Raw genomic sequence first — 13,086 nt, 5'->3', positions numbered from 1 at the left:
GCTTTAGAAATCTTTTTCTATAACATTATATTTATCATTCAATATAGCTTTTAAAACAGCTGGATTTGAATTAATATAGAAAACAGGATCGCTTTTTTCGGCGTTAGAAAAACCTGCTTTTTCACGTAAGATGTTTTGCGTCTGACGTGCAACAGCTTCTCCGGAATCGATAATCTGGATATGCGGCGGAAGGATTTGTTTGATCTGTGGAATCAAATAAGGATAATGGCTGCATCCTAAAACCAGATAATCAATATTAGCATCAATCATGGGTTGTAAATACGATTCTAATAATTGAGTCATTTCCGGAGAATTTAAATTACCATCTTCAATAAGCTGAACCAATCCATGACCTATTTGTTCAATTATTGTAGTATGCTGAAACATTTCTGCCGTTTTGTTGAATAACTCACTATTCAATGTTCCTTTGGTTGCCAAAATACCAATGACTTGGGTTTTAGAATTGGTTGCTGCAGGCTTTATAGCGGGTTCAATTCCTATAAACGGAATATCATAAGCAGCACGAAGTTCAACTATGGCATTTGTGGTTGCAGTATTACAGGCAACAACAATTAATTTGCAATTGTTTTCGATTAAAAAATCTACATTCTTTTTACTTAACGCAACAATTTCCTCTTTGGTTCTCTGACCATAAGGAGCATTTTTACTGTCTGCTAAATATATGGTTTTTTCGTTCGGAAGTAGCTCGTGAATGGCTGTCCAGATGGAAGTTCCTCCAATACCGGAATCAAAAACGCCTATAGGATTGTTGTTCGTCATAGTACAAAGTTACATATTTTCCCTGTTCCCTTACAAATTTCAATTCAAATACGAGAGTATTTTATTGTGTGTTTAATCTTATTTTCCGGGATTGTGTTTTTTATGACAGAATTGAATATTTTTTTGATAATACTTTTAAAAAAAGCAGGATATTTTTTATCTTCGCTTAAAGAGAATTATTTAATTCTGTTTTTTTTATCATTAAAACCTAATAATGATTTAAGTGCTCTTGCATTGTTTGTAAAGCCAAATTTCAAAATACCACATTTAAATATTATTCGATTTTTGAAAATCGATTTTACGTGCGTCTTTCAATTCGTGCGTTTATAAGATTATTTTAAATTTTCAATTCCAAAAACAAATGTTTAGCAAAAGGGAAGTTCTTTTTGCTATATAAATAATTATAAATTATTGAAAAATTAATAAAATAACATAGTAAAGAAATGGGACAAAGTTTAGGAAAAGGAATAAAAGAGAATAATGCATTTAAAAAAGCAGGTATTAAAGCGGAGGCCGGGAGTGATAATCATAAACGCTGGTTAGCAGAAGAGTTGATGAATGGTTTTGGAACTATAAGTGATTTTATAATAGGTGGTGTTTGCTATGATGCAGCTGCCTATGTTTCACATTTGCTGCATCCGGATATAATTAAACGTTACCATTTAGAATCTATACGTGGGCAACATTGGCCTGATTTTTTTGATAAAAATTTTGAGTATAGGAGAATATGGAAGGGTAACGATATTAATAGAGGTAATTTGTTGATTTTTTGCAGAAATGAGGAACCTTTTCATGCAGCAATTGCGGTAGGAGGAACTTGCATTAGATCTGTTAATGGAGGTACGCTTGGAACCTCATGGGACTATGAGGTTAATTTGAAAACAGTGTTTAAAGAGAGATTAGAGTCCGGTGCTTATGTGCTTGGCAATGATAAAGTTAAAGTGTATATATATATATGCGAGATCTGTTTTGTAATAAACATTGAATACAAATTTTAGAAAAGGGAAGTTCTTTTTGTGTTGTTCAGATTATAAATTATGATGATATATTAAATATTAGAAAAGTGCCAAGACATTTAACAGAGAAAGGTTACGAAGTAGAGAAGAAGGATTTTAGTACCAAAAGCAGATTAGCTGAAGATTTAGTAAAAGGATTTAAAGATGTAAGAAACTACATGGGTAACGTTTGTTTTGATGTAGTTGCATATTTTAAGCATTTAGAAGATCCAAACACAATAACACTTTTTGATTTGGAAAACACAGTAGGAGAGCAATGGGTTTCTTTATTTGAGTTAAAATATCCGAATAAAAGGAAGTGGACAGGTAATCCTATTATAAGTAGTACTATTGTTCTTTTTTACCGACATAGAGATGGGAAATTTTTTCACGCTGCAATTGCTGCCGGAGGACATAATATTAGAGCAATTAACTCCATTAAATTAGGTACCGACTGGATAGGAGAAATAGATATGTTAAAGGTCTTGAAAAACGAACAAAAAAATAGCGAAAATAAAGAATTACCACCAGGTAAATACATGTTTGATAGAACTGAAATATCTGTTTATTTATATTCATAAAAGCTATAAGTGTTGTTATAAATAAAAATGGCTCAACTTTCGTTGAGCCATTTTCATAATAAGGTTTTTATAGATTAAAATCCTAAGTCTTTTTTAACATCAGCTGTAATGTTTGTACCTTCAGCTAATAAAAGAGTAGAACCATCTAAAACGTATTGGAAACCTTTTGCTTTTCCAACTTTTTGGATAGAAGTTCTTACTTTTTCCATTAATGGTTTTACGATGTCAGTTTCTTTTTGTTGTAGTTCTTTTTGTGCATTGTCTCTGTAATCAACAATTCTTTTTTGCATGTCCTGAACTTCTTTAGAACGGTCACCGTTTACAGCTTCAGTTACAGTAGCAGCTTCAGCCTCATACTTTTTGATTTTTACTTGATATTCATCAACCATCTTTTTGTATTCAGCATCGTATGTTCCACTTAATTTTTGTAGTTGATTTTGAGCATCAAGCATTGCAGGCATTTTCGACATAATCTCGCTTACATCAACATGTGCTACCTTAGCTTGCGCGTTCATTGTGTTACTTGCTCCTAAAACTAGTATCGCAGCAATTAGTAAAGTTTTGATTTGTTTCATCATTTTTAAAAATATTAATTAATTATTGGTCGTATTTGATTTTTGCGTTTCGGCTTCTTTTGCTTTTTTAGCCGCTTCTCTTTCTTCTAAAATTTTTCTTTTTCTTTCTTCTAATTCCAATTTACGTTGCTCATACATTTTCTGTCTTTCTTCTGCTTTGTTGACAGTTGTAGATGGCTCAGTAGTGGTCTTTTCCGTTGCTGTAGCAGGCTTTGCTGTTCCATCTGCAGGTGTCCCTGATTGTGTTGGTTCAGAAACCGTGCCATTTTTTTTGCCTTCTCTTTCAGCTTTGATCGCTTTTCTTCGATCATCAAACTCTTTTTTCTTCGCTTCCTGTTCCAGTCTTCGGTCTTCAATTAGCTTTTCTCTGGCTGCTTTTCTGCTATCCAGGGCTTTTTGTCTGTCCTTCATGTCCGGATTTTCGTCTATTTCATTTTCAAGCTTTTCTTTAGCTTCCTGTTCTTTCAATTGTTTTTTACTCAATTGTTCACGCTTTTCAGTTCTGTTCAGGACTCGAATAACCTGATCGCTGATATCAAACCTTTTATTGCTAAAAAGGATGGTCAGATCTGAAGACTTATCAAAAACAAAATCATAATTTTTAGCTTCAGCTATATCCTGAACAGCAGTAAAAACCTGATCCTGAATTGGCTTTGCTAAAGCGGCTTTATGCCTCATTAGATTTCCGTCAGCGCCAAATTGTTTTTGCTGATAATCCATCATTTCAGTTTCCTGAAATTTGATTTCGGTTTCTCTTTCTTCAATAAGTTCTTTAGTCAATAACGCTTTTTCAGCTTTAAGACTTTCTTTGAGCGTATTTATGTCTAATTTCCTTGTCTCAACTTCCTGTTTCCATTTCTGCGCTTTCAATTCTAATTGCGCTTTTGCTTCCTTATAATCAGAAACATTTTCCAGGATATATTCCATATCGATGTAGCCAATTCGCGTCGTCCTTGTCTGAGCCTGACTTGTATTTGCTACAATCAAGGCTAAAAATATAAATAAAAATTGTTTTCTCATAACATTACTTTATTTGCGAATTTTTAACCAAATGTACTAAATTGTGTATTAAAATTGTTGTCCTATAATGAAATGCGTTTCAAAACCGTGTGCTTTGTTCGCTACATCACCCGGAGCAGCATCGAAACCATATCCAAAATCAATACCTAACAATCCAAATGCCGGCATAAATACACGTAAACCACCACCAGCTGAACGTTTAAGATCAAAAGGATTATAGGTTTTAAACGATGGGTACGCTGAACCAGCCTCTAAAAATGCCAATGCATAAATTGATGCAGATGCTTTTAATGTGATAGGGTAGCGCAATTCCATAGAGAATTTGTTATAAACAGTAGCTCCAATTTGTTCTCCATTTGCATTTGTTGGAGTTAAAGTATTGTTTTTATATCCTCTTAATCCAATTGTTTCTCTACCATCCATTGAGTACATCGCCATTCCGTCTCCTCCTAAATAGAAACGTTCAAAAGGGACAACACCTCTGGTTTGATCGTAAGCTCCTAAGAAACCAAATTCAGTTAAAGTTCTTAAAACTAATTTACCATACACTTTAGTATACCAGTCTCCTTTAAATTTAATTTTATAGTATTCTAACCAGTTAAATTTCTTTTGATCGACTTTACCCTGATCCGTAGCAGCTTCCTGATACGTACTTACTTTGTTACCGTTTGCATCTAAATAATCCCCTACTTTGATCATTTGACCATTTGCATCACCAGCTGTAGCATCTGCTGTTGCTTTAACTTTATATTCTGCCTGATTTCCCAGGTCAGCATAATTTATCTTATTAAGCAATGAATAAGGAGGTGTGATTTTCGCAGAAATACTAAAGTCTGAACCGTACATAGGGAATATTGGGTTAGTTCCTTTATTACTTCTTGAAATTCCTATTGTATACGCTAAGTTTCTTGATGTTCCATTACCAAAAGTAAATAAACCAGTGTTATAATTTTTTAAGTCATAATGTTGGTAACTCACCGATTGAGATAATACAAAATAATCATCCGGCACCGTAAGACGTTTTGCTAAACCAACTTGTAAAGTCAGGATGTTAAAACTTCTGCTTTTGTCTACATCTCTTGTCACAAAGTTGTTTAAGTATTGTGTACTGTAAGAGATAGAAGAGCTAAACTGTACAGGTTTTTTTCCTCCAAACCATGGTTCTGAGAATGACATACTATAGGTACGGAAATAAGTACTTCCTTGCAAACGAAGTGACACTTTTTGCCCGTCTCCCATTGGTAATGGTTTGTATGCTTCTTTGTTAAACATATTTCGAACAGAGAAGTTGTTAAACGATAATCCTAAGGTTCCAATGAAACCTCCACCACCGTAACCTCCCTGAAGCTCGACCTGGCTGGATCCTTTTTCTACAACATTATACTCAATATCAACAGTTCCTGCTGCAGCATCAACATTTTTGAATTTTGGGTCAATCGCTTCCGGATCAAAAAATCCTAATTGTCCAATCTCACGAATAGTTCTAACCAATTGTTCTTTACTGTATTTTTCACCTGGTTTAGTTCTTAATTCACGGTAAATAACATGGTCATTTGTTTTATCATTACCTACAACTGTAATTTTGTTGAAATAGGCTATAGGTCCTTCTGTAACTCTGATTTCAAAGTCAATCGTATCATTAACCGTTTTTACCTCTACAGCATTAATGTTAGAGAATAAATAACCATTGTTTTGGTACAAATTGGTAATATCTTCAGCGTCAGGTTTTGTTTTATCTGCAATTCTTTTTTCAAGTAAAACTCCATTATAAGTTTCTCCTTTTTTAATTCCTAAAACACGGTGTAAAAGCTGATCAGAATATACAGTGTTTCCTAAAAACTTAATGTTTCCGAAGTAGTATTTGTTTCCTTCTTCTACATTAATTTTAATAGCAAGTGTATTTTTTTCTTTACTGTAAGTAACAGAGTCGTAGATAATACGTGCATCACGATATCCTCTTTCTTTATAAGCAGCAATTACTTTTTCTAAGTCAGTTTTATATTTTTCAGGAATAAATTTTGAAGCCTTTAAAACACGGAAGAAGTTCTTTTGCTTCGTATCTTTCATTGCAGCTCTTAACTTGTTGTCTGTAAGTTGCTTGTTTCCAATGAAGTCAATACTGCTGATTTTTACTTTGCTGCCTTTGTCTATTCTTACCAGCATGTTTACGTGATTTCCTGCAGTGGTATCAGGCGTAGTGGTAATTGTAACTTTGGTGTTGTAAAAACCGTCTTTTTTGTATTTATTTTCGATGTAATTTTTGGTAGTTGTAATTAAGTTTTCGTTTACAATTTTGTTTTTATTTAAACTGTTATCCTTAATTAAACCTTCTACTTTGCTTTTCTTAACACCTACTATTTTTACCTCATTAAGCTTAGGAAGCTCAATAATGTTTAAGTCTAAATAGATACTGTCATTATCAATTTTATTTACATAAAATTCGATTTCTTCAAAAAGGCCAAGTTTACCTAATTTTTTAATAGCCCCACTAATTTCTTCTCCGGGAACGGTTATTTCCTGTCCTTTTTGCAGGCCGGAAAATGTAACAACAGTTTGCTCATTGAAGCTTATTTTACCAACAACAGAAACCTTAGCAAGAATGTATTTTTTTCCCTGATCAAAAGGAACTCTTTCTTGTGCTTTTATTTGTGAAAAACTACCCAATAGAAGAAGGGTAAAGACTATTTGTATTCTTTTTTGTAACACTAAAAAATTATTTAATTTGTTCGCTGGTTTTTCCAAATCTACGTTCTCTTTTTTGATAACTAATAATAGCCTCATATAAATCCTGGTCTTTAAAGTCTGGCCACAAGACATTAGTAAAATACAGTTCTGCATAGGCTATTTGCCATAACAAAAAATTACTTATTCTATGTTCTCCACTTGTTCGTATTAATAAATCTACATCAGGTAAATTTTGCGTGTAAAGATGCTCATTTATAATTGAATCGTCAATAGTGTCTATTGAAATTATATTATTTTTAACTTTATCACTGATGCTTTTAATAGCGTGAACTAATTCCTCTCTCGATCCGTAACTTAGTGCTAGTGTTAGTGTTAAACTGGTATTGTTTTTTGTTTTGTCAATAACATCCATAAGCTCTTTTTGAGCTGATTTTGGTAATTTATCAAGATTGCCTATCGCATTAAGCTTAATATTGTTTTCTTGCAAAGTTCCAAGCTCCTTTTTTAAGGAATTTATCAATATCTTCATCAAAGCTTCAACTTCAAGTTTTGGTCTGTTCCAGTTTTCTGATGAAAAAGCATAAAGTGTTAAATACTCAATACCAAGTTTTGAGCATGTTTTAATGGTGTCTTTTACAGATTTTGATCCGTTTTCATGACCAAAAGCTCTTAAAAAACCTTGTTGTTTTGCCCAGCGTCCGTTACCATCCATGATAATGGCAAGGTGTTTAGGTAAGTTTTTTTGATCTATAGATTCTAGTAAATTCATTTTATTATTCTTTGCAATAGCAAGGTTTTTGTCCAAAGGTATAGGTTAAAGTTATCCCCGTAAAAGTATACCAATCATTATTATTTAAATTCCCAAAACGTAAAGGTGCTAAATTTCCACCTTTTGGATTACTCCCGTCAATATTATCTGTAAATGTATAGCGTACTCCAACTTCTGCTGCTAAAACAATCCTTGGTGATATGTTTGATTTTACTCCTAATGTCATCGGGATGGCAACAGAACCTCCATTTTTTTCTTTTCTGGTTTGTCCACCACTTATGTACAATTCTTCGTAGAGAATATAACTTAAACCGGAATGTACATAAGGTGTAATTTTTTGATGATAATCATGAAGATTGAAATCAAAAAAATTAAACTCTAATCCTGCAGAAAATTCTTTTACATTGTTTTCAAAGCTGTAGCCTCTTCTGTTTCTTGATGTTTCTTTAGAATCTTTGTCAATTCCTACGATAGAAGATTGTGTGTAAGAGAAACGATAAGAATGGCGTGGACTTTTGTTCCATTTGTATAAAACACCAAAAGCTAATTTCTCGGGCGAAATATAAGTTGTGTTTCCTACGTCACCAACAAAGTTGCTTCCGCCTAAAAAAACACCTATCTCATTGATTTGAGCATTTAGTGTGATAAAGGGGAAAAAACATAACAATAAATTAAAAATTTTCTTCATTTAATTCAAAATTGCGTGCAAATATAATAATTATCGATACGAATCAACGTTCCTTTAGTTAAATGTGCTTTTTTTTCAATTTACAATATGATTTTGTGGCGTTTAATGATGATTCGATACATGCAAAACGAGAAAAAGTACTATAATCGTATAGTGCAAAAATATAAAACGCTTAATTTCTTTTGTCCTCACCCCAAAGTAACTTGTTTCTAAGGGTTTTTAAGAAAGTTTCTCCTGGAATTTCTACCATTTTAATTTTAAATCCGGTTTTTTTAATGGTCAGAATCGATTCGTTTTTTACAGAAGCTATTCTGGAATCCAATGAAACTAAGTATTGATCTTCTCTTCCTGAAACACGAAGTTTTACTTCGGTGTCATCCGGAATGACAAGTGGTCTGGCTGTTAAATTGTGTGGCGCAATGGGCGTAATTACTAAACTTTTAACCTCCGGTGTCAGTAAAGGACCACCGCAGCTAAGCGAATAACCCGTAGATCCTGTTGGTGTCGAGATAATTAAGCCATCTGCCCAATACGAATTTAAATATTCATTATTCAGATACGTTTCGACTGTAATCATCGAGGTTGTATCTTTTCTACTCACTGTAACCTCGTTCATGGCAAAATTTAAATCTTCAATCGCTTCATTTTTAGGATCGCAGGTTAAACTAAGTAATGTTCTTTCAGAGGTAGTGTAGTTTTTGTCGATCACAAACTGCAAAAAATTATCGATATTTTCTTTTTGAACAGTGGCTAAAAAACCTAATCTTCCTGCATTGATACCTAAGATTGGAACGCCTGAATTACGAACTAAAGTAGCAGCTCTTAAAATCGTTCCGTCTCCACCAATACTAATCAGCATTTCAAAACTATTATCTAATGAAGTACTTACTGAAAAAGTTTCATATTCTCTATCTACTAATGCTTTTTCGTGAAGCATTTTTAAAAAGTTTTCTTCAATTACCATTTCGACACCATTCATGTTGAAAAACATAAAAATATCTTTGATGATTGGTTCTGTACTGTTTTGATAATACTGTCCGTAAATAGCTACTTTCATCTGATCTTTAATCGATTTTGTTTAATTGTTTAACGGCTTACACTTCTTCATTACATCGATTACAACTAATCGAATCTATAAACAATATTTAAATATTAAGGTATTTATCTAAATAGTCAGAACGTTCTTTTAGACTATTAATATAAGTGTCCTCCTGATGTTCTGAAATAATTTCATAATTATATCGTCTGAAAGTCTGGATGATTTCATTCATTGCTCCCAAGCCAATTTTCACAGTAACCTGAACATTTTCCAGATCAGCTTCGGATATAAAACAACCTAGTATTTTACCATTATTACTTTCTACTATCTGTGTAATCTGACTCATAGAATAATCCAAAAGGCCTTTTTGAACAATGATAATACCGCCTTGTTCTTTTAAAAATGGTGTTTCCTGAAAAAATTTCATGATGTCTTCCATTTCATAATAACCGATATAGTTATTATTTTCATCTAAAACAGGAACTGTATTGGTATGGTTTTTAGCAAAAACCTCTAAAATATCCAGCCAAATCATTGATTTTCGTGCATAAAAACGCTCCAGTGTATATTTATAATCACCAGCTTTTTTGTCTGTATCAAATGTCTCAACATCTTCAGAAGCAATGCTTCCTATGAAAATGCCATTTTCTAAAACAGGAAAGTGCGTAAAATTCAGGTCAGCGAAAAAATCCTGAACCAGGCTTATCGTTTCCTGACTATCTATTGGGCGATAATCATTTGTAATATAGTTCGTAATTTCTGTCATAAATCAATTGGAAATATTTCATGCAAAATAATCAAAAAATAGCAAAAACTGCTACGTTTTACTTTGTATTTTTGCGGTAACAAATATAGTGTTACCAGAATTAATATCTATTTATATGACAAAGTTAAGTGTAAATATCAATAAAATTGCAACCTTGAGGAATGCACGAGGAGGAAATGTCCCTGATTTATTAAAAGTTGCAACTGATATACAAAATTTCGGTGGACAGGGAATTACCATTCACCCGCGACCAGATGAGCGTCACATTCGTTATCAGGATGCACGTGATTTAAAAGCAATCGTTCGCACAGAATATAACATTGAAGGAAATCCGCAGCATAATTTTATAGATTTAGTTTTAGAATGTAAACCGGATCAGGTAACATTGGTTCCGGATGCCATTGGTGCTATTACTTCTTCGGCAGGTTGGGATACCATAAAAAATCAAGAATATCTAACAGAAGTTATTCAGGAATTTCAACGTAACGGAATCAGAACTTCAATTTTTGTTGATCCCATTGCTGAAATGATCGAAGGAGCAAAGAAAACAGGAACAGACAGAATCGAATTGTATACAGAAGCTTTTGCGCATGAATATGCGTTAGGGAATAAAAACGGAATTGATCCGTATGTAAAAGCAGCAATACTGGCAAATGATTTAGGATTGGGTATTAATGCCGGACATGATTTAAGTCTGGACAACGTTCAATTCTTTAAGCAAAATATTCCGGGTCTTCTGGAGGTGTCGATTGGACATGCTTTAATTTCAGAAGCCCTTTATCTTGGTCTTGATAATGTGGTAAATATGTATTTACAGAAATTAAAATAGGTTACCAAATTAAACAATTATAGCCTGACGGAGTTGGGTTATAATTGTTTACTTTCGCTGTTCTTATTTTATTAGGTATTGAAGACAATTACTTTCTTTTTTTTATGCTGTTTTTCAGGTTTGCTGGCGCAATCTAAAGCAACTGTAACAGGTACTTTGAGATCTGCAGACAATGAAAATTTAATTGGTGCAGACGTTTCATTTACGCTAAATCAGCAACATTTTTATACCGTAACAGATTCTCTGGGATTCTTTTTGCATAATATTCCAACTGGGAAACTGGATATCACATTCGCGACATCGGGGTATTTTCAAAAAACGATTCAAATTGATTTGGTAAAAGATACCGTTATTTCGATTGTTTTAGAAAAAAACATTGCTCTTTTAAAGGAAGTGATTATAGCCAATGAGAAGAAAAATGGCATTACCGCTTTATCAGGAGGTAAGTTATCTTTTAATTTAAAAGATCTCAGTGGAGTACCAACACTTTTAGGTACTACGGATATCATTAAACTTTTACAGCTGACGCCCGGTGTTCAAAATTCAGGCGATGCAAACGGATATTTATATGTAAGAGGAGGTGATCCGGGTCACAATGCGATATTATACGACGGAACACCCATTTATGGAATGTCACATTTATTAGGTGTTTTTCCTTTTTACAATACAGATCATATTAAGGAAGTCGAATTTGATAAATCAAGCTCTAATTCCAAGTATGGTGGCAGATTAAGTTCAACAACATTATTACTTCCTTATAAAAAAGTCCCTTCTGAATTTACTGTTCAGGGAAATGTTGGCATTCTGGCATCGCAGTTAACATTGGGAGTTCCGCTTACCGATAAATCAGGCTTTTATATTTCCGGACGAAAAACATATATAGATGAAATCGTTGCTCCTTTTTTGAATGATCAATCAGAAAGCAATGATGTGGCAGGAATGAAGTATGGTTTCTCTGATGGTAACCTGACATTTGTATCCCAAATTTCAAAAAAGAATTTCCTTAGTGTTGATGCTTTTTTAAGTGGTGACGAACTAAAAATAAGCGATGGGAATCTGGCTTTGAAAACAACTTTAAAATGGAGTAATTTCACGGTTTCGCCAAATTTAATCACAACGTTTTCACCTAAAACAAGTATGTCGAATTCTGTTTACTTTAGTCAATATTCGAATAATTTAGGAATGGAGCAGGCTTCAATTCAATTTCGTGTTTCATCGTATGTAAAAGATTTTGGATTTAATAATGCTGTTCGCTATCAAATTAAAAACATCCCTGTTGAATCCGGATTTCAATACGTGCATCACGATCTGCAGCCTCAGAGAGTAAATGTCGACAATTTAACGGATGTTAATGCGACTCAGAATAATTACATCAATGCAAATGAAGCCGCTGTTTTCACCACAATTAAACCAACAATAACCGATCACATAAGTGCTGAGTTGGGTTTAAGAATTAATTATTATACGGCCGGATCAAAATTAGATTCCTATCTGCATTTCCAGCCACGTGCCATTTTAAATTATAAGGTAAACGAAAAATATTCTTTTTACGGATCGTATAACAGACAATATCAATATCTAAGTTTGGTAACAACATCGAGTGTTGGGATCCCGACAGACTTTTGGATAGCGAGTTCAGGCGGAGTAAAACCCCAATCGTCTCATGAGTTTTCCATTGGTTCCAATCAGAATATTTCGAAAAATATTGTTTCGTCTTTTGGAGGGTTTTATCGTACCATGAAAGATTTATTGGAGTATCCTTATGGAGTAACGCAATTTAATGAAGTAACAACATTTAAAAATGATTTGATTAGCGGAAAAGGAAAGGCGTATGGCTTTGAAATGATGGTGCGAAAAAATAACGGAAAATTTACTGGCTGGATGAGTTATACATTGAGTTGGTCTGACAGAAATTTTGACGAACTGAATAACGGAGAAACGTATTTTGCAAAATACGACAGGCGTCATAATCTTTCTTTGGTTGGAATGTATGATTTAAATCAAAAATGGAATTTTGGTATTACACAGATATTTAGTTCCGGTACACGCTTTACGATGCCAACGTCCTGGTATTTTATCAACAATAATCCGGTAAAAGAGTATTCAGAATATAATAATGCACAAATGCCCAATTACATCCGTACCGATCTTTCTGTAAATTATTTTTTCCTGAAAACGAATAAAAAAGAAAGCGCTCTTAACTTTTCTGTTTTCAATACATTTAATGTTGGAAATCCTATTTATTTGGTTTTGAATATTAAAGTAGATGAGGATAATAAAAATAATGTTACCGTGGTACAGGACAGAAAAGTGTTGTATAAAATATTACCTTCCATAAGCTGGAGATTTAAATTCTAAC

At 33.3% G+C, this 13,086-nt stretch carries 12 protein-coding genes; 4 read left to right on the top strand and 8 right to left on the bottom strand.

What is annotated here, in order from left to right; translation table 11 throughout:
• Positions 1–3: 3 nt before the first annotated feature.
• On the bottom strand, positions 4–780 hold the full coding sequence (gene murI, locus B0A66_RS01275) for a glutamate racemase (RefSeq protein ID WP_089048029.1): 777 nt from the start codon (positions 778–780) through the stop codon (positions 4–6).
• 443 nt (positions 781–1,223) lie between these two features.
• Between murI and B0A66_RS01265 the strand changes: the two genes are divergently transcribed.
• The gene (locus tag B0A66_RS01265; RefSeq protein ID WP_089048027.1) at positions 1,224–1,778 is read left to right on the top strand and encodes an urea amidohydrolase; all 555 of its coding nucleotides are present in this window, start codon (positions 1,224–1,226) and stop codon (positions 1,776–1,778) included.
• 65 nt (positions 1,779–1,843) lie between these two features.
• Positions 1,844–2,356: a hypothetical protein gene (locus B0A66_RS01260; protein ID WP_089048026.1), complete on the top strand. Its 513-nt coding sequence runs from the start codon at positions 1,844–1,846 to the stop codon at positions 2,354–2,356.
• 74 nt (positions 2,357–2,430) lie between these two features.
• Here B0A66_RS01260 and B0A66_RS01255 read toward each other — a convergent pair whose 3' ends face one another.
• The 7 genes from B0A66_RS01255 to B0A66_RS01225 all read right to left on the bottom strand — a co-directional run bounded on the left by B0A66_RS01255 (position 2,431) and on the right by B0A66_RS01225 (position 9,898).
• Positions 2,431–2,934 carry an OmpH family outer membrane protein gene (locus tag B0A66_RS01255; protein WP_208862559.1) on the bottom strand — a complete coding sequence of 168 codons (504 nt, stop codon included), beginning with the start codon at positions 2,932–2,934 and terminating at the stop codon, positions 2,431–2,433.
• 15 nt (positions 2,935–2,949) lie between these two features.
• Positions 2,950–3,951: an OmpH family outer membrane protein gene (locus B0A66_RS01250; RefSeq protein WP_089048025.1), complete on the bottom strand. Its 1,002-nt coding sequence runs from the start codon at positions 3,949–3,951 to the stop codon at positions 2,950–2,952.
• Between the two features lie 48 nt (positions 3,952–3,999).
• Complete coding sequence (gene bamA / locus B0A66_RS01245; RefSeq protein WP_089048024.1) at positions 4,000–6,732, bottom strand: outer membrane protein assembly factor BamA; 2,733 nt, start codon at positions 6,730–6,732, stop codon at positions 4,000–4,002.
• A complete protein-coding gene (locus tag B0A66_RS01240) occupies positions 6,665–7,405 on the bottom strand; it encodes an isoprenyl transferase (protein ID WP_089048147.1) in 741 nt (246 codons plus the stop codon). Before B0A66_RS01240 ends, bamA begins: the two co-directional genes overlap by 68 nt.
• A gap of 4 nt (positions 7,406–7,409) precedes the next feature.
• Positions 7,410–8,093 carry a type IX secretion system protein PorG gene (gene porG, locus B0A66_RS01235; RefSeq protein ID WP_089048023.1) on the bottom strand — a complete coding sequence of 228 codons (684 nt, stop codon included), beginning with the start codon at positions 8,091–8,093 and terminating at the stop codon, positions 7,410–7,412.
• A 172-nt stretch (positions 8,094–8,265) separates the two neighbouring features.
• Positions 8,266–9,150: an NAD kinase gene (locus tag B0A66_RS01230; protein WP_089048022.1), complete on the bottom strand. Its 885-nt coding sequence runs from the start codon at positions 9,148–9,150 to the stop codon at positions 8,266–8,268.
• Positions 9,151–9,238: 88 nt separating this feature from the next.
• Positions 9,239–9,898: a CBS domain-containing protein gene (locus tag B0A66_RS01225; RefSeq protein ID WP_089048021.1), complete on the bottom strand. Its 660-nt coding sequence runs from the start codon at positions 9,896–9,898 to the stop codon at positions 9,239–9,241.
• Positions 9,899–10,013: 115 nt separating this feature from the next.
• Here B0A66_RS01225 and B0A66_RS01220 point away from each other — a divergent pair, with 115 nt between their 5' ends.
• Complete coding sequence (locus B0A66_RS01220) at positions 10,014–10,727, top strand: pyridoxine 5'-phosphate synthase (protein ID WP_089048146.1); 714 nt, start codon at positions 10,014–10,016, stop codon at positions 10,725–10,727.
• 78 nt (positions 10,728–10,805) lie between these two features.
• Positions 10,806–13,085 (top strand): TonB-dependent receptor, encoded by a 2,280-nt coding sequence (locus B0A66_RS01215; protein ID WP_089048020.1) that lies wholly within the window; start codon positions 10,806–10,808, stop codon positions 13,083–13,085.
• The last annotated feature ends 1 nt before the right edge of the window (position 13,086 follow it).

Origin of the sequence: Flavobacterium hercynium (genome assembly GCF_002217285.1) — a bacterium.
GTDB classification, from domain to species: domain Bacteria; phylum Bacteroidota; class Bacteroidia; order Flavobacteriales; family Flavobacteriaceae; genus Flavobacterium; species Flavobacterium hercynium.
This window is presented reverse-complemented; position numbering and strand designations above follow the sequence as displayed.